The organism is Pedobacter sp. (assembly GCF_045627485.1).
In the GTDB taxonomy this organism is placed as follows: domain Bacteria; phylum Bacteroidota; class Bacteroidia; order Sphingobacteriales; family Sphingobacteriaceae; genus Pedobacter.
Map to the genome: position 1 here is coordinate 13,070 of NZ_JAZQNU010000191.1, position 19,704 is coordinate 32,773.

Genomic DNA, 19,704 nt, shown 5'->3' on the forward strand with positions numbered 1-19,704 from the left:
ACTTACAATGCAGGAAAATAAAGAAAAGAACATCGAAGAACTCTTCTCCGACGCGAGATCTTACCTGGATGCCCGTATCGAATACGTGCGGCTGTCTATGGTAGAAAAAGTATCACGGGCAGTGGCAAACCTTATTACAGGTTCCGTTGTAGTGATCAGTTTTGTTTTAGCGTTTTTATTTGGTACAGTTACCCTTGCATTGTTTTTAGCAGATGTGTTGGGAAGTTATACCAGGGGTTTCGGTTGTGTGTCCTTAATATACCTTGCAATTGCCATTGTGGTTTATTTAACAAAAGATAAATATATAGAGAAGGGGATTATCAACCTGGCGATCAGAACCTATTTTAATAAACTAGCTGACAAGGAAGATGAGCAAAAGATATAATATTCAAAACCTGGAAGAATTGCAAGCCTACTTATTTACCCTGAAATCTGGTTATATGATGCAGGAAGATATGTTGAAGCAGAATGCAAAACTGTATGTTAAACAATATACAGTCAGTAACCTGATTAAAAAATATGCTACCCCGTCGTCCTTTATGAAGGTCGATGAAAAGCTCAACGTGAGCAGTAAAATGATGTCGTTGGTATTGCCAATCATCATGAATAGCACGTTATTCAGGGGCTCTGGTTTTATGACCAAAGCATTGGTTGGGTTGGCCACCAGTAAAATGGGTAAAAGTCTTGACGCTGAACATTTATCTTCAATCTTCAATTCTGTGAAAGCCTGGTTTAATAAACCAAAAAAAACAACGAAAAGAACGATGCAGGTCGATTACGGTATTCCTCCTGATAGTGAAACCTTTTAAGGAAATATGATCATAAAAAAACGTCTGTTATTTGACTAACAGACGTTTTTTTTATGCAACAATGTTTGGTTACACTGTTGTTTTTATCTTCAGTTCATTCAATTGTTTGTCATCAATTGTTGAAGGGCTGTCAATCATCACATCTCTGCCAGAGTTGTTTTTAGGAAAAGCAATCACATCTCTAATGCTGTCTAGTCCGGCAAATATGGAGCACAGGCGGTCAAAACCAAAGGCAATTCCACCGTGTGGTGGCGCTCCAAATTCAAAGGCATCCATTAAAAAGCCGAATTGTTTCTGCGCTTCTTCAGGCGTGAACCCTAAATGTCTAAACATTAACGCCTGCAAAGTCCTGTCATGAATACGGATAGATCCACCACCTATTTCTGTTCCATTCACTACCATATCGTAAGCATTGGCTCTAACCTCGCCTGGATTAGTATCTAACAATGCGATATCTTCCGGTTTAGGTGAGGTAAAAGGGTGGTGCATGGCATGGTAACGTCCCGTCTCTTCATCCCATTCTAATAATGGGAAATCAAGTACCCATAGTGCGCTGAAGGTATCTTTGTTTCGCAGACCTAATCGGTTTCCCATCTCTAACCGCAGCTCACTTAATTGCTTGCGAACCTTATCGGTAGTGCCTGCCATAATTAACATCAGGTCGCCTGGCTGTGAACCAAAAGCGGCCGACCATTTGGCAAGCTCCTCTTCGCTGTAAAATTTATCTACTGATGATTTTAAAGTTCCATCACCATTGTGTCTACAATAAATTAATCCCGTTGCACCAATTTGTGGACGTTTAATAAAGTCGGTTAATTCGTCAACTTGCTTACGGGTGTAATGTGAACAGTCCTTGGCGTTAATACCAATCACTAATTCTGCTTGATCAAAAACAGGGAAGTTATGGCCTTTTACTATATCAGTCAGGTCTACAAAATGCATATCGAAACGCGTATCTGGTTTGTCTGAACCATATAAACGCATTGCATCAGCATATTGCATTCTCGGAACCTCTGGCAGGTCAATACCCTTTATTTCTTTAAATAAAGTGCGAATCAGGCCTTCAAAGGTATTTAGGATGTCTTCTTGTTCAATAAACGACATCTCGCAGTCAATTTGTGTAAATTCAGGCTGCCTGTCTGCACGTAAGTCTTCATCTCTAAAGCATTTTACGATCTGGAAATAACGGTCAAAGCCCGACACCATTAACAACTGCTTGAATGTTTGTGGCGATTGTGGTAAAGCATAAAACTCACCGGCGTTCATTCTGCTAGGTACCACGAAATCACGTGCACCTTCAGGCGTAGATTTGATCAATACCGGTGTTTCTACTTCAATAAAGTCAAGTCCATCCAGGTAACGTCTTACCGCCTGCGCCATACGGTGCCGAAGGATCATGTTGTTACGTACCGGTGCCCTTCTCAAATCCAGGTAACGGTATTTCATGCGAAGGTCATCGCCGCCATCCGTTTCATCCTCAATTAAAAAAGGAGGTATTTTAGAAGTATTAAGCACTTCAAGGCCAGATATTTTAATTTCTACATCACCTGTAGGCATTTTTGCATTCTTATTGGAACGTTCTACCACAGTTCCGGTAGCCTTAATTACAAACTCACGACCCAGTTTTCTGGCAGCTTCGCACAGTTCCTGGTTGTCGTCCATATTAAAAACTAACTGGGTAATTCCATAGCGGTCGCGCACATCTATAAAGGTCATTCCGCCCAAGTCTCTGGATTTCTGTACCCACCCGCAAAGTGTCACATGCTCTCCAAGATTTTCTATCGTTAAGGCGCCACAAGTCGTTGTTCTTAGCATTTTTGTATTGTTAAGTTACAAAAATATTCATTTTATCCCATATCCATGCAAGCGCCAAAAGTTTGGCGTGCTTTTTATAGCTTTAATTCAATATTTTTAAATAAATATGATGGAATTATTAACTGACCCAGCTGCATGGATTTCCCTGCTCACGCTAACGCTACTTGAAATAGTGCTGGGAATTGATAACATCATTTTCATCTCCATTCTGTCTTCCAAATTACCTGCCGATCAGCAAAAAAGGGCCAGGACATTAGGCTTGGGGTTGGCTATGATTACCAGGGTATTGCTGTTGCTTTCTTTAAGCTGGGTGATGAGTTTAACCGCCAACCTATTTAGTATTGGATCCTGGTTAAACTTAGGGGATTCAGCGCTCTCGGATAAACTGGCCATATCCGGAAGAGACCTGATTCTAATCTTTGGTGGTTTATTCCTCATCTATAAAAGTACCCACGAGATTCACCTGAAATTAGAAGGGGAAGAAGATCAAGAAGGCACCCCAAAGGTGCATACCTTAAGCGGGGTAGTTACCCAAATTCTTTTGTTAGATATTGTATTCTCGTTAGACTCCGTCATCACGGCGGTAGGGATGGCAGACCACGTGGAAATTATGATTGCTGCGGTAATTATTGCTGTATTGATTATGATGGTCTCTGCCGACGCCATTAGCAATTTCGTAAACAACCATCCTACGGTAAAAATGCTTGCTTTATCGTTCCTGTTGCTTATTGGGGTGTCGCTACTGGCAGAAGGTTTTGATCAGCACATTCCAAAAGGATATATCTATTTCGCCATGGCTTTCTCCATCCTGGTGGAAATGCTTAACCTAAAAATGTTAAAGAAAAATAAAGTGCCGGTTGCACCTGGAGGTGCGCCGAAAGAAAATAAGGGTTAATTTATTGGTGCTAGTCAATTAGGAAAAGTACTTTTGCCGTTTATCTAACGGCAGAAGTACTTTTTTTATGATTTCATTTTTCGAAGCCTCCCTTGCAGAACTTTCCATACACAGAATCGGTAACAAATCAGCCGATGAGTTTTATGTCCTTTCCGAAGAATCGCTTGTGCTGGCCGATGAACAGTTAAAGGAACTCCTATTACAATACTTTCTGAGTCCGTATGTAAAGGTGAATGAAATCTACCGTTTCTTTCATCCTAACGATGATTTAAACCTGAATGAAGTTTACCACTTTGCTGAAGCGATATTCGAGAAAGGCGGTAACTTCCATGAAAACAGCCAGCAGCTGGCCAAGTACCTTTACGAAGTTTCCAGTCACCCTAAAATTAAATCAGGGGAGCTTTACGTCGCCTATTTCGAAAATGTGCAGATTGAAGGGGAGACTCACGATGCCATCGGCATATTCAAGTCGGAAACCAAGGAAACCTACCTGAAGGTATACCCTGAAAATGCAGGTTTTGGCGTCAGTTACGAACAGGATGCCATTAACATCAGTAAACTGGATAAAGGCTGCCTGATCATCAATTGCGAAAAAGAAGAAGGCTATAAAGTGGCCGTGATCGATCAAACTAACCGCAGTGCCGAAGCCGTTTACTGGAAAGATGAATTCCTGAAACTTAAAATCAGGAACGACAATTACAACCAGACCAATAATGTGTTGGGTGTTTATAAGGAATTCGTCACCCAGAAACTGGATGAAGATTTTGAAATTTCTAAAGCCGACAAGATTGACCTGCTGAATAAGTCAATGAAGTACTTTAAAGATAAGGAAACCTTTGATATCGATGAGTTTTCTAATGAAGTGATTGCCAATGAAGAGGGAATCGCCTCTTTCAAAAATTTCAAAAAAAGTTACGAAGAAGAATTTGATACCAGTATCGCCGACAACTTCGATATCTCCGATGCAGCCGTAAAAAAGCAGGCCAAAGCCTTCAAGAGCATTATCAAGCTTGATAAAAACTTCCATATTTATATCCATGGAAATAAGGAACTCATCGAGAAAGGTTTTGACGATGATCGCTCCATGAATTACTATAAAGTGTTTTTTAAGGAAGAATTATAGGTTTATTGTTCGTTTCGGAAAAAGTATTTGCGTTTAATTCATAATAAATTGTAGATTTATTATTGAAGCCAAATATTTTCCTTACGTACGATGAGTGTAGAACCTGAAAAAAACAACATTTTTAAAGTCATCGGTGCATCCTCTCTGGGCACCTTAATTGAATGGTACGATTTTTACATTTTTGGTAGCCTTGCCATGGTTATCGGGGCACAATTGTTCCCCGCAGATGCCGGTGCTTCTGCCCTCATTAATACCCTGGCCATCTTTGCCGCTGGTTTCATCGTCCGTCCATTCGGTGCGCTTGTCTTTGGCCGCTTAGGCGACCTTATCGGCAGAAAACACACTTTTTTGCTTACGCTGGTCTTAATGGGAGGTTCCACCTTTTTAATTGGCCTTATCCCATCCTATTCAAGCATTGGCTATGCGGCACCAATATTGGTGCTTATCTTGCGTTTGGTACAAGGTTTAGCCTTGGGGGGCGAATATGGAGGCGCGGCAACTTATGTTGCTGAACATGCACCCGCCAATAAACGTGGTTTTTTTACCAGCTGGATCCAAACCACCGCTACTGGCGGTTTATTCCTGTCTATCGGGGTTATCGTATTAACGAAAAACCTGATGGGTGCTGAGGCCTTCGCCGACTGGGGCTGGCGTATTCCTTTTTTATTATCCATTTTACTGGTTGGCGTATCCATTTACATCAGGATGAAAATGCATGAATCGCCCATGTTCAGTAAACTTAAAGCAGAAGGTAAAGTATCTAAAAACCCATTAAAGGAGAGTTTTAGTAAAAAAGGAAACTTTAAAATGGTACTGCTTGCCTTATTTGGCGCCACCATGGGGCAGGGGGTTATCTGGTACACGGGTCAGTTTTATGCACAATCTTTTCTCGAGAACACCTGTAAAGTAGATTTTAATGACTCCCGCTACATCCTGCTCTGGGGAATTGCCTTCGCCACACCTTTCTTTGTTATTTTCGGTTCCTGGAGCGATCGGGTAGGGCGGAAATGGATTATGCTCACCGGCATGCTCCTGGGCGTTATTTTTTACCGGCCCATTTACCAGGTATTTCTTGATGATACCGATGTTTCCAGGATCACACAGGCGGATATCCTCGACACCTCCGTTCCGGTAATCACCAGGCTGGCTATCGATAATAGTGGCGATAGTTTAATTACAACGTCCACCAGGGTAAATCTGTTAAGTGGTGCCTCCTTTACACAAGTACAGTCTCACACCAAATATGCCGATCCTGCTAAAGCCGTCGAACTCCATCCTGATACTCATGTCGATAAAAAACTAAGCTCAGGTGTATTCTGGAAATTTATAGCTTTAATCTTCTTTCAGATTCTCCTGGTTACCATGGTATACGGACCTATTGCTGCCTTTTTAGTGGAGCTTTTTCCAACAAAAATAAGGTACACTTCCATGTCGCTACCTTACCATGTAGGTAATGGTGTTTTTGGCGGACTGGTCCCTTTTATTGCCACTTTAATTGCCAGTTTCGCTGGCTCGAACCCGCTTTCGGGCTTGTGGTATCCCATTGGTATTGCGGCCTTAAGTTTTGTGATCGGGGCAATATATCTTTCCAATACAAAACCCGACCACCAGGAAGCCGAACAGGAAGTATCAACTCACCCGGAAAAAATTAACGTATCATGAACAAATTGAAAAAAGCACTTGGTATCATATGGATGTTATTGGCGCCGGTATCCATTATATTCCTGCTGTTGCAGGCCATAGAGAAAGTAGGACTAGCCGCGGATGGGGTGGAGAAAACCAATACGGCCCTGCAGTGGGGAATCATCTTGTTTATCTTTATTCCCATCAGTGCCGGACTGGTCATTTTTGGCTATTATGCCTTGAAAGGGGAGTATGATCAACTCCCCGATGATAATGATTAATCTTACAATACCCTAACCAGCAAACCTTTCAGGTATTCGCCCTCAGGGAAGGAAATTCTAATAGGGTGATCTTCCGGCTGGTTAAATTGTTTCAGAATCTGCACTTCTTTGCCGGCATCTAATGCTGCCCAGGCAATAATCTGTTTAAAGGTATCGATATCTACTGCTCCTGAGCAAGAGAAAGTGGCCAGTAAACCACCGCTTTCCAATAAGAGCATACCCATGCGGTTCAGGTCTTTATAAGCACGTGCCGCTCGGTCTAATGCAGATCTAGACGGGGCGTACTTTGGCGGGTCAAGGATAATGATGTCAAACTTCCTGCCTTCCTCTTTAAAGGCGCGTAGTTGCTTGTTTACATCGGATTGTATACTTTCTTGTTTCGTGGCATCAAAACCATTTAAAACCACGTTATGTTGCAGCGTTTGTAATGCAAGGGCCGAACTATCTACACTGGTAACATGGGCAGCACCCAGGCTTAAGCTGTTTAATGAAAAGCCACCACTATAGCTAAAACAGTCCAACACTGTTTTACCCGGTGCATATGCTGCCAGGATGCGGCGGTTGTCGCGCTGGTCGCAATAGAATCCAGACTTTTGCCCTTCGGCGATGTTAATATGATAAAGAATATTATTCTCTTTTACTTCTATAAACTCAGGCGGCATTTCGCCCCAAAGTAATCCTTGCGCAGCTTCCAGGTTTTCATGTGTACGTGCATTAGCATCACTTTTATCGAAAATACCAAGCGGTTGTAATTCTTCCCTTAAAATATCAATGATATCGGCTTTAATGTTTTCCATACCAGCACTTAATAATTGCAGGGACAGGAAATCGCCATATTTATCTACAATCAAACCTGGCAGAAAATCAGCTTCACTAAAAACCAGGCGGCAGGTATTCGTTTCACCGCTATGTAGCACATGCTGGCGGGCAGCAATGGCTGTTTGAAGCTTCTCCTGGTACCATGCCTTGTCGATCACCTTACTTTCATCCCATTCTAAAAGCCTTACGGCAACTCTGGACTGTGCATTGTAATAACCATAGGCAAGAAACGCTTTGTCTGCAGCGCGTACCGCAACTACCTCTCCGTTGCCAGGAGTGCCTTTAATACGGTCAATTGCGCCCGAAAACATCCAGGGATGGTGTTGTAGTGCTGCTTTTTCTTTGCCTTTTTTGAGTATTACATCGATCATGGGAGCAAAGGTAGAAAAAAGCAGTATTTTTACGCTGATGGAAGAAATAAACTGGGATGACTTCGAAAAGGTGCAACTTCGGGCAGGCACCATCCTGGAAGTCTTGGCTTTTCCCGAAGCAAGGAAACCGGCTTACAAACTCAAAGTAGACTTTGGCGAATTTGGGGTAAAATGGAGTTCTGCTCAAATCACGACCCTGTATACTGCTGATGAACTGATTGGCGAACAGGTGGTTGGGGTAATCAATTTTCGTAAAAAACAAATCGGCAGGTTCATGTCTGAGTTTCTGGTTACAGGCTTTGAAGATGAACAAGGAGCTATTGTATTAACAACGCTGAAAGGGCGTGTGCCAAACGGCAAAAAAATGTGTTAGATGTATTTTAATTTTTCTGAAGAAAACGATCCTGTTAAAGCGGATGAACATTATATGCGATTAGCCTTACAAGAGGCGGAAAAAGCTTTTGATGCAGACGAGATACCCATTGGGGCGGTTGTAGTATGTAACGGCAGGGTTGTGGGTAAAGGGCACAATTTGACTGAACAACTTAACGATGTAACGGCACATGCCGAAATGCAGGCCTTTACGGCTGCCAGCCAGACACTGGGTGGTAAGTACCTTAAAGATTGCACCTTATATGTAACCATAGAGCCTTGTGTGATGTGCGCCGGTGCCAGTTACTGGATGCAGGTGTCGCGGATTGTATTTGGCGCAAGAGAAGAAAAAAGAGGCTTTATAAGTAAAGGAGCGCAATTGTTACATCCAAAAACCACGCTTACACAAGGTGTGCTCGCCGCAGAATGTGGGGCCCTCATGACACGTTTTTTTTCCAACAAACGCCGCTAACTTGATAAAGAATGAACAAAAGTTAACCGGTGATTGTTATATTTGTTTATTAATTATTTCAAACTTAATCATAACAATATGGCTTTTGAATTACCTGCGTTACCTTACGCAACAGATGCATTAGAACCGCATATCGATAAACAAACCATGGAAATTCACCATGGTAAGCACCACCAGGCTTATGTTACCAATTTAAACAAAGCTTTAGAAGGTAAAGCCGAGGCTTCGCAATCCATTGAAGAGATCATTAAAAACATAGATAAATTCCCTGTCGCAGTTAGAAATAATGGCGGTGGTCATTTTAACCACTCCTTATTTTGGGAAGTTATTGGCCCAAATAAAGGCGGTCAGCCTACAGGTGAATTGGCAGAAGCAATTAATGCTGCTTTTGGTTCATTTGAAGATTTCAAAACAAAATTTGCTGAAGCCGGCGCTACGCGTTTCGGTTCAGGATGGGCTTGGTTAAGCGTTGCTGCTGATGGTAAATTAGTAGTTTCTTCTACCCCAAACCAGGATAACCCTTTAATGAATGTAGCTGAAGTTCAAGGAACACCAATCTTAGGAATGGATGTTTGGGAGCATGCATACTACTTAAAATATCAAAACAGACGTCCTGATTATATCGCTGCTTTCTTTGATGTAATTAACTGGGATGCTGTTGCTGATCGTTTCAGCAAAGCTAAAGCTTAATTTAAAGCGTTAATAATTCCATAAAAGCCGGTCATTTTTTAATGACCAGCTTTTTTTATACCCCGTAATATTGGTTTACTCATTGTATTCCAGAGTGGGTTTGTCTTCCTGCCTCTACTAACACCATGCTCAATGAAGAGAACTACTGAGTTCTCTGAATCAACTACTACCAGATCCATTGGAGCTTTTAAATATTGACACTTGTAATTGTTCGCCCCTGAACACCTCCATGCTTTGTATGGACTCTAACAACCTTACGGACTCCTTTTGAGTATACAAAATAATAGAAATATGTTTTTCATGATATAGGAAATATATGTAAAAATATTTGCGCAGCATCATCCTTTTAGCAGACGGAAGGTTGTTTTTGAATTCGTTTTTCCAGGGGGTTGCTTCGCCCTCTCTTCGCCCTCTCGTCGCCCTTCCTTCGCCCTTGGTTCGGCCCCAGACGAAGCAACCCCCTGGCAATACCAACCCAACGCCTCACAGACGGCCCCGTACCTGATAAACACAGTTCAGGCGCAATCTGCCTAGACACAAAAAAACCTGCCATCATTATTAATGAGGCAGGTTTTTGTTCCTAACAGGCTTTAGGCCTTAAATTCCAATAATATCTTTTTTCTTTTTAGTTTTCATCGATTTAGGCACCACTTCCATAATCTCTTCTTTTAAGGCATTCAGCATGCGCTTTTTAATGAAGTTCTTGTGTGTCACTAAACTAATTTCCCTTACCGGCTCAGGATTTTTAAAAGGCCTGATTTTGCTGAGTTGTTTAGCACTCAGATCAGCTAATGCCAGTTCAGGAATAATTGTAGCGCCGTTGTTTAAGTCGACCATCCTGATTAGTGTTTCTACACTGCCAGTATTATAGGTAAGCCCCTGCAGCCTGTTCTCCTTTGTAGAGCGGCAAATGTTAAGCACCTGAGTACGCATGCAATGCCTTTCGTTGAGCAGCCACATGTTTTCCGACTCCAGGTCATCAGGATCTATCGTTTTCTTTTTAAATAGTTTGCTGCTTTTGCTAATATAAGTTACAAAATTCTCGTAAAACAGCGGATCTTCAATAAGCGCGTCATCAACCAATGGGGTAGCCATTAAACCACAATCCAGAACACCAGTTTTCAGGTGGTGAATAATATCCTCAGTGGTGTATTCCCAGATCATCAATTTCAAGCCGGGATATTTCTCCATCATGGCAGCAATGACCTGCGGTAGCAGGTAAGGTGCAAGTGTAGGGATAATGCCTACACGGATTTCTCCCGCAATGTCTTGTTGCTGGCTGTTGATAATTTCTTTAACCTTATGGCTTTCCTGTAATACGATCCTGGCTTGCTCAATAATCTGTGCACCGATCTCGGTAGGGATCACTGGTTGCCTGCTGCGGTCAAATATCTTTACATTGAGCATTTCTTCCAGTTTTTGCACCTGCATACTTAACGTCGGTTGGGTAACAAAGCATTTTTCTGCGGCACCAACAAAACTGCGGTAGGTATCTACAGCTACAATGTATTCCAGTTGTACCAAGGTCATAGGCTAAAGAATTATATTACTTAAGATTGCGTAACCTGTTCAACGTGTTTTTCCAGGAAATCCTGGTAAGCCAGGTGAATACCTTGTTCTAAATCTACCTTATGTTTCCAGCCCAGGCTATGAAGTTTCGTCACATCCATCAGCTTTCTTGGGGTGCCATCTGGTTTACTGCTATCAAATGTCAGGTCGCCTTCAAAACCAATCACTTTTTTAATGAGCAAAGCAAGATCTTTAATGGTCAGGTCTTCACCGGTACCAATATTAATCAAGTGGCTTTCATTATAGGACTCCATCAGGAAATAACAGGCATCGGCGAGATCATCGGCAAATAAAAATTCCCGCATTGGTGATCCTGAACCCCAGATGGTTACTTCTTTTGTACCGTTTACTTTCGCTTCGTGAAACTTTCTGATTAATGCAGGCAAAACATGCGAATTCTCTGGATGATAATTGTCGTTATAACCATACAAGTTAGTTGGCATCACAGAAATGAAATTGCAATTGTACTGATCACGGTAGGCATCACACATTTTGATACCGGCAATTTTTGCAATGGCATAAGGTTCGTTGGTTTCTTCCAGTAGGCCAGTAAGCAAGTATTCTTCTTTTAAAGGCTGGGGAGCCAGTTTAGGATAGATACAGCTGGAACCTAAAAACATCAGTTTTTTGACATTGCTCAAGTACGACTGGTGGATCACGTTATTCTGTATACAAAGGTTTTCGTATAGGAAATCGGCCCGGTAGGTATTATTGGCAACAATTCCACCAACTTTAGCTGCGGCTAAAAATACGTATTCAGGCTTTTCTTGCTCAAAAAAAGCTTTTACCGCTTGTTGGTCGCGCAAATCAAGTTCAGAAGAAGTTCTGGTAATCAATTGCGTAAAGCCTTCTTTCTTTAGTTTTCGATAGATAGCAGACCCAACCATTCCACGGTGACCAGCTATATAGATTTTTGATGTTTTTTCCAAAATAGTGTAATTGTTTAAGCAAAAGTACAAAAGAATCAGTTATTTCAGTAAGTAGAAATATCGTATTTTTGCATAAATTAATAAAAATAGTGGGTAAGGACAAATTAAGAAAATTTACGGAGATAGATACTTTCTCTAACGTATATCAATTAGAAGAAGGAAAGGCACTTAGGGGAAAATGGGCGAAAGAACATTTTAAGAATAACAACCCGCTGGTTTTAGAACTGGCTTGCGGAAAAGGAGAGTACTCAGTAGGCCTGTCGAGGCTATTTCCAGAGAAGAATTTTATCGGGGTTGACCTGAAAGGAAACCGGATCTGGCGGGGTGCAAGAACAGGGGTTGACGAGGGGATTGAAAACCTGGCCTTTTTGAGGATACAGATTGAAGATATCGTAGAATATTTTGGAGAAAATGAAGTTGATGAAATCTGGATTACTTTTCCCGATCCGCAGCCTCAGGAAAGCCGCGAAAAAAAGAGGCTTACCTTTCCTGGATTCCTGAACAAATACAAACAATTGCTTAAGCCTGGGGGTAAGATTAACCTGAAGACAGATAATGATGGCTTATATCAATATACGGTAGAGACGGTGGAGGCATTAGGGTTGGTTTGCCATAAAAAAACAGACAACTTATATACTTCTCCATATTACGATGAGGTACTGTCAATCAAAACCCATTATGAGCGAATTTACCTTAAGCATGATAAAAATATCAACTATATCCAGTTCTCTTTAACCTAACACTTAACAGTGCCATGGAACAGCCGTTTTATGATCAGGTGTACGAATTGGTGAGGCTCATCCCCCCGGGGAGGGTGACATCGTATGGCGCAATTGCAAAAAGCTTGGGCGCTGGGGGCTCTTCACGCCTGGTAGGTTATGCCCTGCGTTTTGCCGGCACGGTTCACCCGCCGGTACCGTCATTCAGGGTGGTAAACCGGGTAGGGTTACTTACGGGAAAGTTTCATTTTAACCCTCCGGAGCTGATGGAACAATTACTGGAAAAAGAGGGCATCCCCATTAAGGACAATAAAGTGCAGAATTTCAAGCTGTACTTCTGGGATCCATTAGTGGAATTATAAATTATAAACTGCAAACAAAATACCTTAAACCCGATTAACATGGGCAAATTAGTAGAAGAATTTAATGGCTACCGTTCAAAAATGAACGAACGAGTTATGGAAACCGCCAATATCAATATCAAACGTTTTTTCGCCTTAGACACGACGTCTTATGCCGAAGGCGCATTGAATGTTAAAACCAAGGAAATGTTAGGCCTGGTTGCCTCTATGGTGTTGCGCTGCGACGATTGCATTAAATACCACCTGGAAAAGTGTTTTAACGAAGGGGTAACCGATGAAGAGTTGAACGAGGTTTTTATGATTGCCAACCTGGTTGGCGGTTCTATCGTGATACCACACTATCGCCGTGCGGTAGAATTCTGGGATGATTTAAAAGCTTAACATAACCTATATGGCGGCCGAAATAAAACGATGTTCCTGGTGTGGTACGGATCCGTTATATGTGAAGTACCACGATGAGGAATGGGGAAAGGTGGTAACTAACGATAAGGTGCTTTTTGAATTTTTAATTCTTGAAGGTGCCCAGGCGGGTTTAAGCTGGATCACTATTTTACGCCGCCGCGAGGGCTACAGGAAAGCATTTGCTGATTTTGAGGTAAACAAAGTAGCCGCCTTTACCGATGACGATGTGGCGCGTTTAATGAGCGATACCGGCATCATCAGAAACCGTCTTAAAATTAACGCTGCCATTAGCAATGCCCGCTTATTTATAAGCTTACAGCAAGAATTTGGATCCTTTTACAATTACATGTGGGGTTTTATGCCAGATCGCAAACCGATTTTAAACGAGATTTTGCGCCCGGCCGATGTGCCCGCACGGTCTGAGTTATCAGATGCGATAAGCAAAGACATGAAAAAACGAGGCTTTAAGTTCTTCGGTACCACCATTTGTTATGCCCATATGCAGGCTACAGGCATGGTGAACGATCATTTGGCCTATTGTAACTTCAGGTAATTAACGGTGCATCGCATTATAGGCCTTCACAAAAGCCTGCACGTTTTTAGCATCGAAATCTTCTGTGGTTTTTAAGCGTTCAACAAGGTCTTCGTCGTCGCTCAATTTCTGCAACAGGATACTTTTTACAGCCTCTGTTTTATTACCCGCTGTGCCTGATAATGGAATCTCCTGGATTGGTCCGCTGCCAGGTTTCTCGATATAATAAACGATACCCTGGTTTTTCTTCTGTTTTTTACGGCCACCGCCAGTACCGATCATGATACCGCCACCGAAGCCAACACCGCCAAAACCACCCGAGCCTATACCAACCCCAACAGATGGCCTTACCTGCACACGGCGCTGCGGTTCTTCACCTTCCTTTGCAGAATTGCTTCCCAACGAGTAAAGGTTAACTACGCCGGTTTCTTCCACTTTTAAAAAGCGAGTTTCAACTTTGTTTTTCACCAGAAGCGGTTTACTTACGTAAATATCGCCGTTCCATAAAAATTCCTTTATGTCTGCTGCTTTAAACTTCTGCACCACCTGGTCATCGCGTAACAGCTGCACTTCATTTAAGCTGGCCCCTTTAATGGTACCACGAACAAATTTGCCATCTTCAATTATTACGGCATCCTGTGCAGATACATGGAAGCTAAACAGGCATAATACAAGCAAAAGAAGGGGTACGGGAATAAGCTTAGTCATGTAATAATTAACGTTAAATATAGCGTATAGGTATTGGAACAAAATTAAAGATAATAAGGACAGTTTTAAACGCTATTGTTAACTTTGATAAAACCATGATCAATTCATGACCTGATAAAATTTGAAACCGTCATTCGCAAATGATCGCTTCATAACTTATTAAAATCAATATAAATAAATGAAAAAACTTTTTCTTCTTGATGGCATGGCGCTCATCTACAGAGCACATTTTGCATTAAGTAAAAGCCCAAGATTCACCTCTACGGGTATTAATACCTCGGCGGTTATGGGTTTTGCCAATACTTTAATGGAGGTGCTCCGCAAAGAAAAACCTACTCATATTGCTGTTGTGTTTGATACCGAAGCACCAACCGAGCGCCATACTGACTTTGAGGCTTACAAAGCACATCGCCAGGCCATGCCCGAAGACCTTTCTGCAGCTTTACCCTATGTGTTTAAGCTGATTGAGGGCTTTAACATTCCAGTGATTACCAAGGATGGTTTTGAAGCCGATGATATTATTGGCACCCTGGCTAAAGAAGCCGAGAAACAGGGTTTTAAAGTATACTGCATGACGCCAGATAAGGATTTTGCCCAATTGGTGTCAGAGAATATTTTCATTTATAAACCTGCCAGAATGGGCAACGATATGGAAATTATCGGTGTGCAGGAAGTGCTTACCAAATGGGATATTGAGAACGTTTTACAAGTAATTGATATCCTGGGCCTTTGGGGCGATGCTGTAGATAACATTCCTGGCATACCGGGCATAGGGGAGAAAACTGCCAAACTACTGATTAAACAATATGGCTCGGTAGAGAATATTATTGCCCATGCCCATGAATTAAAAGGCAAGCAACGTGAAAACGTGTTGATGTATGCCGAGCAGGGTTTGGTTTCCAAGAAACTGGCCACAATCATTTTAGATGTTCCTGTTGAATTTGATGAAACGTCGTTAAAATTGGGAGCGCCTAACCGCGAACTGCTGGAGCCTTTGTTTGCCGAACTGGAATTCCGCACCTTAGGAAAACGTGTATTTGGCGAAGACTTCAGTCTGGGCAGCAACAATCAGAACGGGTCTCAGCAAATAGACATGTTTAGCTCTTCGGATGAAGAAAGCAGCGCATCGACAGTTTTCGTGGCGCCGCCATCCTTGTTTGAGCAGCCAAGCGCTAAAACAATTCTGGATGTAGAAACGGACTACCAGCTTGTTGATACGGCTGAAAAAAGAAAGGTACTGATAGACCTGTTGTTGCAACAGGAAAGTGTGTCGTTCGATACGGAGACCACCGGAACTGATGCTAATCTGGCCGACCTGGTGGGGTTATCTTTTTCCATTAAACCGGGTACGGGTTACTATATTCCCCTGCCTGCCGGTCGCAATGAAGCGCAGCTAATTGTAGATGAATTCAGGCCGGTATTGGAAAATGAAGCCATTGGTAAAATAGGACAAAATTTAAAATACGATATCCTGGTTTTGAAATGGTATGGCGTTAACATAAAAGGTAAACTCTTTGACACCATGCTTGCACATTACCTTATTGACCCGGATACCCGCCATAATATGGATATTCTCTCCGAGAATTACCTGAATTACCGCCCTATTTCCATTACCACTTTAATTGGGCCTAAAGGCAAGAATCAAGGTACCATGCGCGATGTGCCGGTAGAAAAGGTGTTGGATTACGCTGTGGAAGATGCCGATGTAACTTTGCAGCTGGCGCAGGTTTTTGAACCTATGCTGAAAGAATTGAATGCTTACAACCTGGCCATGGATGTTGAAAATCCATTGGTCTATGTGCTAGCTGACATTGAAAAGGAAGGTGTAAAAATCGATGTGGAAACGCTGCAGAACTATTCTAAGGAGCTGGAAACCTCGATCAGAATTTTTGAACAGAATGTATTTGACAAATGCGGTACCACCTTCAACCTGGCTTCGCCAAAACAATTGGGCGAAGTGCTGTTTGATAAATTGCAATTAGATCCTAAAGCCAAGAAAACTAAAACCGGGCAGTACCAGACAGGAGAAGATGTATTGCTGGCCCTGGCCAGTAAAAGCGATATTGTACAGGACATTCTTGATTTTAGGCAGCTGCAGAAATTAAAGTCCACCTATGTAGATGCCTTGCCATTATTGGTTAATCCAAAAACCGGACGTGTACACACCAGTTTTAACCAGGCAGTTGCGGCAACAGGCAGGTTAAGTTCTAATAACCCTAATTTACAAAATATCCCGATCCGCACAGAGCGGGGGCGTGAAGTAAGAAAAGCGTTTATTCCGCGTGATGAGAACCATGTGTTGTTATCTGCCGATTATTCGCAGATTGAATTGCGCATCATTGCCGAAATCAGCAAGGAAGAGAATATGCTGGAAGCGTTTAACCAAGGTCTGGACATTCATACCGCTACAGCAGCTAAAGTATATGGGGTAGCCATTGACGAAGTAACGTCAGAACAGCGACGTAACGCGAAAGCGGTCAACTTTGGAATCATTTATGGGCAATCGGCTTTCGGCTTGTCCCAGAGCCTGGGTATACCACGTAAGGAAGCTGCTGCTATTATTGAGCAATATTTTGCCCAGTACCCTGGGATTAAACGTTACATGACAGATACGATGAACTTTGCACGTAAAAACGGCTTCGTAGAAACTATTTTGGGACGTAGAAGGTATTTAAGGGACATCAATTCTGCCAACCAGACGGTTAGAGGTTTTGCGGAGCGAAATGCGATTAACGCACCGATACAGGGTTCGGCCGCTGACATGATTAAGGTGGCGATGATTAACATCCACCGCGATATGCAAACCAGAGGCTTACAGTCTAAAATGACCATGCAGGTGCATGATGAGTTGGTGTTTGATGTGTTGCGTACTGAAGTGGCAGAGATGAAAGAAATCATTGCGCACCGTATGAAAACTGCCATCAAAACCACGGTACCTATAGAAGTGGAAATAGGCCAGGGTGAAAACTGGCTGGAAGCGCATTAAGATCTAGCTGGAACATACTGATCTTTTAAACCACAAAGGCCGCATTTGCGGCCTTTGTGGTTTATTGGGTTTTGTTATTTATAATTCAATGGTATCACCGATGGCCGGTAACAATAATTGTTTGTTTTCTCTTTGGAATTTAGCAACAGCTTCTTCCGTGTTGATCTCAATCACCGGGAAAGTATTGTAGTGCACGCCAATAACTTTATCGCAGTTGATGAGTTTAGTGGCTACAAGTGCATCATCTACATCCATGGTATAGTTGCCGCCGATAGGCAGAATGGCATAATCCAATTTGTAAAGATCGGCCAATAAGGACATGTCAGCGTTTAAAGAAGTGTCTCCGGCAAAATAAATTACTTTTCCGGCCGTCTCTAACACATAACCTGCAGGGTTACCCCCATAACTGCCGTCGGGGTTGGAACTGGAATGTGTTGCCCAAACCATACGCAAGGTGCCGAAGTCAAACTTGTGTTTGCCAAAATTCATTTCATGAATATTGGTTACCCCTTGCTTCGCAGCCCAGGCCATTACCTCTACCATACCAATTACTTTTGCTTTGGTTTGTTGCGCTAAAGCAACAAGGTCGGCAACATGGTCGCCGTGTCCATGGCTTACCAGGATATAGTCGGCTTCAATGGTTTTAATATCGATGTGTTTCGCTAATGGATTAGGGGTAATAAAAGGATCGAAAAGAAACTTTACCCCATCTGCTTCCAGCAGAAAACAGGATTGTCCGTAATAAGTATATTTCATTGATCAGGATTTAGCTTCCAAACATTCCACCTAGGCCACCAAGCATATCTTTAGTTGCCGATTGCATTTCGGTAGCGCTAACCTGATCGGCCTGGGTTAAGGCTTTATTGATGGCGGTTAACAAGAGTTCTTCTAATTCTTCTTTGTCTGCCTGTTTAAAAAAAGCTTCATCAATTTCAACAGCGGTAATTGCTTTGTTTGCTGTAGCGGTAATTTTGATGGCTCCCCCTTCTACTTCTCCGTAAACGGAAACCGTATCTAATCTTTTTTTAATCTCTTCCGCTTTCTGCTGAGCGGCCATTAATTTATCGAACATATGAGTCTAGTTTATTTGAAAAACGAAATTAAGGGAAATTAGTTTAATTTATTAAGGTCTTTTTTCCTGGGTTTGGCTCTTTCATACTGTTTAGGCCAAACCACCTCATCGCCAAGCTCATAGGCGGCATGTAAAGGGAAGTAAGGATCGCGGAGCATAGCCCGGGCCAGAAAGATGAGGTCTGCCTGCTGTGCATCCAATATCATTTCAGCTTGTTTTGCTGAGGTTATTAATCCAACTGCACCGGTTAATATACCCGTGGCCTGCTTTATTTTTTCGGCAAACTGCACCTGGTAGCCGGGTGCAACGGGTATTTGCTGTTGTTCTGATAATCCGCCCGAAGAACAGTCGATTAAATTTACCCCTAAAGGGATTAATATTTTGGTAAGTGCAACGGCGTCTTCAACCGTCCAGCCTCCTTCAACCCAGTCTGTAGCTGATATCCTTACAAACAAGGCGTTTTCCGCTGGCCATACTTCTTTTACACTTTCAATAATCTCTGTGAGTAATCGGATGCGGTTTTCAAAACTTCCCCCATATTGATCAGTCCTTAAGTTACTTAAGGGAGATAAAAACTGGTGAATAAGGTAGCCGTGTGCCGCATGAATTTCGATCACTTCATAGCCAGCTGTTAGTGAGCGCTGGGCAGCGGCTTTAAAATCGGCCTTGACTTTGTCTATTCCCTGTTGGTCTAAAGCAATAGGAGGGCGATCGCCATGATGGAAAGGCTGTGCACTAGGCGCTACGGTGGGCCAGCTGCCCGGTCCCTCGTTTACCTGCCCTCCGCCTTCCCAGGGTGGGCTGGTGCTTGCTTTACGACCTGCATGTGCCAGCTGAATGCCGGGTACGGCGTCATGCGCTTTAATAAAAGCAGTGATTTTGTGAAACATGGCCAGGTGCTCATCCTTCCAGATGCCTAAGTCGCCAGCAGAAATTCGTCCTTCCGGGGATACCGCTGTGGCTTCCTGAATAATCATCGCTGCGCCCCCTATGGCACGGCTGCCTAAATGCACCAAATGGTAGTCGTTCGCAAAACCATCTTCGGCCGAATACTGGCACATGGGCGATACTACAATTCTGTTCTTAAGCGTCAGGTTTTTTATTTGAATAGGGGAGAAGAGTTTAGACATATTTTCAGTTTATACTAACGTAACA

General features: G+C 42.6%; 22 protein-coding genes. 14 read left to right on the plus strand and 8 right to left on the minus strand.

Features of this window, described 5'->3' with window-relative positions; translation table 11 throughout:
- The first annotated feature begins 7 nt into the window (after positions 1–7).
- Both ACR2F3_RS14405 and ACR2F3_RS14410 read left to right on the plus strand, forming a co-directional pair.
- Positions 8–385 carry a phage holin family protein gene (locus tag ACR2F3_RS14405; protein ID WP_432710678.1) on the plus strand — a complete coding sequence of 126 codons (378 nt, stop codon included), beginning with the start codon at positions 8–10 and terminating at the stop codon, positions 383–385.
- Positions 369–809, plus strand: coding sequence for a hypothetical protein (locus tag ACR2F3_RS14410; protein ID WP_432710679.1), 441 nt, complete (start codon positions 369–371; stop codon positions 807–809). The genes ACR2F3_RS14405 and ACR2F3_RS14410 overlap by 17 nt, the downstream gene beginning before the upstream one ends.
- Before the next feature lie 69 nt (positions 810–878).
- Here ACR2F3_RS14410 and aspS read toward each other — a convergent pair whose 3' ends face one another.
- Positions 879–2,624: an aspartate--tRNA ligase gene (aspS, locus tag ACR2F3_RS14415; protein ID WP_432710680.1), complete on the minus strand. Its 1,746-nt coding sequence runs from the start codon at positions 2,622–2,624 to the stop codon at positions 879–881.
- Between the two features lie 106 nt (positions 2,625–2,730).
- Between aspS and ACR2F3_RS14420 the strand changes: the two genes are divergently transcribed.
- From ACR2F3_RS14420 to ACR2F3_RS14435, 4 genes are all read left to right on the plus strand, one after another.
- The gene (locus ACR2F3_RS14420; RefSeq protein WP_432710681.1) at positions 2,731–3,519 is read left to right on the plus strand and encodes a TerC family protein; all 789 of its coding nucleotides are present in this window, start codon (positions 2,731–2,733) and stop codon (positions 3,517–3,519) included.
- A 67-nt stretch (positions 3,520–3,586) separates the two neighbouring features.
- On the plus strand, positions 3,587–4,642 hold the full coding sequence (locus tag ACR2F3_RS14425; RefSeq protein ID WP_432710682.1) for a nucleoid-associated protein: 1,056 nt from the start codon (positions 3,587–3,589) through the stop codon (positions 4,640–4,642).
- Between the two features lie 90 nt (positions 4,643–4,732).
- Positions 4,733–6,304 (plus strand): MFS transporter, encoded by a 1,572-nt coding sequence (locus tag ACR2F3_RS14430; protein WP_432710683.1) that lies wholly within the window; start codon positions 4,733–4,735, stop codon positions 6,302–6,304.
- Positions 6,301–6,546, plus strand: coding sequence for a DUF6814 family protein (locus tag ACR2F3_RS14435; protein ID WP_432710684.1), 246 nt, complete (start codon positions 6,301–6,303; stop codon positions 6,544–6,546). The genes ACR2F3_RS14430 and ACR2F3_RS14435 overlap by 4 nt, the downstream gene beginning before the upstream one ends.
- Positions 6,547–6,548: 2 nt before the next feature.
- Here ACR2F3_RS14435 and ACR2F3_RS14440 read toward each other — a convergent pair whose 3' ends face one another.
- Positions 6,549–7,736, minus strand: coding sequence for a class I SAM-dependent rRNA methyltransferase (locus ACR2F3_RS14440; RefSeq protein ID WP_432710685.1), 1,188 nt, complete (start codon positions 7,734–7,736; stop codon positions 6,549–6,551).
- Positions 7,737–7,773: 37 nt separating this feature from the next.
- Between ACR2F3_RS14440 and ACR2F3_RS14445 the strand changes: the two genes are divergently transcribed.
- The 3 genes from ACR2F3_RS14445 (at position 7,774) to ACR2F3_RS14455 (ending at position 9,270) form a co-directional block, all read left to right on the plus strand.
- Complete coding sequence (locus ACR2F3_RS14445; protein WP_432710699.1) at positions 7,774–8,109, plus strand: tRNA-binding protein; 336 nt, start codon at positions 7,774–7,776, stop codon at positions 8,107–8,109.
- Positions 8,110–8,580 carry a nucleoside deaminase gene (locus tag ACR2F3_RS14450; protein WP_432710686.1) on the plus strand — a complete coding sequence of 157 codons (471 nt, stop codon included), beginning with the start codon at positions 8,110–8,112 and terminating at the stop codon, positions 8,578–8,580. It begins immediately after the preceding gene.
- Positions 8,581–8,658: 78 nt separating this feature from the next.
- Positions 8,659–9,270 (plus strand): superoxide dismutase, encoded by a 612-nt coding sequence (locus ACR2F3_RS14455; protein ID WP_432710687.1) that lies wholly within the window; start codon positions 8,659–8,661, stop codon positions 9,268–9,270.
- A 597-nt stretch (positions 9,271–9,867) separates the two neighbouring features.
- Here ACR2F3_RS14455 and ACR2F3_RS14460 read toward each other — a convergent pair.
- Together ACR2F3_RS14460 and fcl are read right to left on the minus strand one after the other, a co-directional pair.
- Entirely contained in the window at positions 9,868–10,800 is a 933-nt protein-coding gene (locus ACR2F3_RS14460) for a hydrogen peroxide-inducible genes activator (protein WP_432710688.1), read from the minus strand.
- 20 nt (positions 10,801–10,820) lie between these two features.
- Positions 10,821–11,768, minus strand: coding sequence for a GDP-L-fucose synthase (fcl, locus tag ACR2F3_RS14465; RefSeq protein ID WP_432710689.1), 948 nt, complete (start codon positions 11,766–11,768; stop codon positions 10,821–10,823).
- A gap of 89 nt (positions 11,769–11,857) precedes the next feature.
- Here fcl and trmB point away from each other — a divergent pair, with 89 nt between their 5' ends.
- The 4 genes from trmB to ACR2F3_RS14485 are packed head-to-tail and all read left to right on the plus strand — an operon-like array spanning position 11,858 to position 13,804.
- The gene (gene trmB, locus ACR2F3_RS14470) at positions 11,858–12,508 is read left to right on the plus strand and encodes a tRNA (guanosine(46)-N7)-methyltransferase TrmB (RefSeq protein WP_432710690.1); all 651 of its coding nucleotides are present in this window, start codon (positions 11,858–11,860) and stop codon (positions 12,506–12,508) included.
- Positions 12,509–12,522: 14 nt separating this feature from the next.
- Positions 12,523–12,849: an MGMT family protein gene (locus ACR2F3_RS14475; protein ID WP_432710691.1), complete on the plus strand. Its 327-nt coding sequence runs from the start codon at positions 12,523–12,525 to the stop codon at positions 12,847–12,849.
- 39 nt (positions 12,850–12,888) lie between these two features.
- Positions 12,889–13,230 (plus strand): carboxymuconolactone decarboxylase family protein, encoded by a 342-nt coding sequence (locus ACR2F3_RS14480; RefSeq protein ID WP_432710692.1) that lies wholly within the window; start codon positions 12,889–12,891, stop codon positions 13,228–13,230.
- A gap of 10 nt (positions 13,231–13,240) precedes the next feature.
- On the plus strand, positions 13,241–13,804 hold the full coding sequence (locus ACR2F3_RS14485) for a DNA-3-methyladenine glycosylase I (protein ID WP_432710693.1): 564 nt from the start codon (positions 13,241–13,243) through the stop codon (positions 13,802–13,804).
- Here the strand turns inward: ACR2F3_RS14485 and ACR2F3_RS14490 are convergent, their stop codons facing one another.
- The gene (locus ACR2F3_RS14490) at positions 13,805–14,491 is read right to left on the minus strand and encodes a hypothetical protein (protein WP_432710694.1); all 687 of its coding nucleotides are present in this window, start codon (positions 14,489–14,491) and stop codon (positions 13,805–13,807) included.
- Between the two features lie 178 nt (positions 14,492–14,669).
- On the opposite strand from ACR2F3_RS14490, the gene polA reads away from it, so the two are divergent.
- A complete protein-coding gene (gene polA / locus ACR2F3_RS14495; protein ID WP_432710695.1) occupies positions 14,670–17,477 on the plus strand; it encodes a DNA polymerase I in 2,808 nt (935 codons plus the stop codon).
- Between the two features lie 78 nt (positions 17,478–17,555).
- Here the strand turns inward: polA and ACR2F3_RS14500 are convergent, their stop codons facing one another.
- Genes ACR2F3_RS14500 through namA form a run of 3 tightly spaced genes read right to left on the minus strand, consistent with a single transcriptional unit; the run spans position 17,556 to position 19,679 of the window.
- Entirely contained in the window at positions 17,556–18,233 is a 678-nt protein-coding gene (locus ACR2F3_RS14500) for a metal-dependent hydrolase (RefSeq protein ID WP_432710696.1), read from the minus strand.
- Positions 18,234–18,243: 10 nt separating this feature from the next.
- Positions 18,244–18,549, minus strand: a complete 306-nt coding sequence (locus tag ACR2F3_RS14505) for a YbaB/EbfC family nucleoid-associated protein (protein ID WP_432710697.1) — start codon at positions 18,547–18,549, stop codon at positions 18,244–18,246.
- Positions 18,550–18,587: 38 nt separating this feature from the next.
- The gene (gene namA, locus ACR2F3_RS14510) at positions 18,588–19,679 is read right to left on the minus strand and encodes an NADPH dehydrogenase NamA (protein WP_432710698.1); all 1,092 of its coding nucleotides are present in this window, start codon (positions 19,677–19,679) and stop codon (positions 18,588–18,590) included.
- Positions 19,680–19,704 lie beyond the last annotated feature (25 nt).

What these genes read in the sequence shown, in the direction of transcription:
- ACR2F3_RS14405 (WP_432710678.1), top strand. Translation starts at nt 8, where the DNA reads ATGCAGGAAAATAAAGAAAAGAACATCGAAGAACTCTTCTCCGACGCG.
- ACR2F3_RS14410 (WP_432710679.1), top strand. Translation starts at nt 369, where the DNA reads ATGAGCAAAAGATATAATATTCAAAACCTGGAAGAATTGCAAGCCTAC.
- aspS (WP_432710680.1), bottom strand. Translation starts at nt 2,624, where the DNA reads ATGCTAAGAACAACGACTTGTGGCGCCTTAACGATAGAAAATCTTGGA.
- ACR2F3_RS14420 (WP_432710681.1), top strand. Translation starts at nt 2,731, where the DNA reads ATGATGGAATTATTAACTGACCCAGCTGCATGGATTTCCCTGCTCACG.
- ACR2F3_RS14425 (WP_432710682.1), top strand. Translation starts at nt 3,587, where the DNA reads ATGATTTCATTTTTCGAAGCCTCCCTTGCAGAACTTTCCATACACAGA.
- ACR2F3_RS14430 (WP_432710683.1), top strand. Translation starts at nt 4,733, where the DNA reads ATGAGTGTAGAACCTGAAAAAAACAACATTTTTAAAGTCATCGGTGCA.
- ACR2F3_RS14435 (WP_432710684.1), top strand. Translation starts at nt 6,301, where the DNA reads ATGAACAAATTGAAAAAAGCACTTGGTATCATATGGATGTTATTGGCG.
- ACR2F3_RS14440 (WP_432710685.1), bottom strand. Translation starts at nt 7,736, where the DNA reads ATGATCGATGTAATACTCAAAAAAGGCAAAGAAAAAGCAGCACTACAA.
- ACR2F3_RS14445 (WP_432710699.1), top strand. Translation starts at nt 7,774, where the DNA reads ATGGAAGAAATAAACTGGGATGACTTCGAAAAGGTGCAACTTCGGGCA.
- ACR2F3_RS14450 (WP_432710686.1), top strand. Translation starts at nt 8,110, where the DNA reads ATGTATTTTAATTTTTCTGAAGAAAACGATCCTGTTAAAGCGGATGAA.
- ACR2F3_RS14455 (WP_432710687.1), top strand. Translation starts at nt 8,659, where the DNA reads ATGGCTTTTGAATTACCTGCGTTACCTTACGCAACAGATGCATTAGAA.
- ACR2F3_RS14460 (WP_432710688.1), bottom strand. Translation starts at nt 10,800, where the DNA reads ATGACCTTGGTACAACTGGAATACATTGTAGCTGTAGATACCTACCGC.
- ACR2F3_RS14475 (WP_432710691.1), top strand. Translation starts at nt 12,523, where the DNA reads ATGGAACAGCCGTTTTATGATCAGGTGTACGAATTGGTGAGGCTCATC.
- ACR2F3_RS14480 (WP_432710692.1), top strand. Translation starts at nt 12,889, where the DNA reads ATGGGCAAATTAGTAGAAGAATTTAATGGCTACCGTTCAAAAATGAAC.
- ACR2F3_RS14485 (WP_432710693.1), top strand. Translation starts at nt 13,241, where the DNA reads ATGGCGGCCGAAATAAAACGATGTTCCTGGTGTGGTACGGATCCGTTA.
- ACR2F3_RS14490 (WP_432710694.1), bottom strand. Translation starts at nt 14,491, where the DNA reads ATGACTAAGCTTATTCCCGTACCCCTTCTTTTGCTTGTATTATGCCTG.
- polA (WP_432710695.1), top strand. Translation starts at nt 14,670, where the DNA reads ATGAAAAAACTTTTTCTTCTTGATGGCATGGCGCTCATCTACAGAGCA.
- ACR2F3_RS14500 (WP_432710696.1), bottom strand. Translation starts at nt 18,233, where the DNA reads ATGAAATATACTTATTACGGACAATCCTGTTTTCTGCTGGAAGCAGAT.
- ACR2F3_RS14505 (WP_432710697.1), bottom strand. Translation starts at nt 18,549, where the DNA reads ATGTTCGATAAATTAATGGCCGCTCAGCAGAAAGCGGAAGAGATTAAA.
- namA (WP_432710698.1), bottom strand. Translation starts at nt 19,679, where the DNA reads ATGTCTAAACTCTTCTCCCCTATTCAAATAAAAAACCTGACGCTTAAG.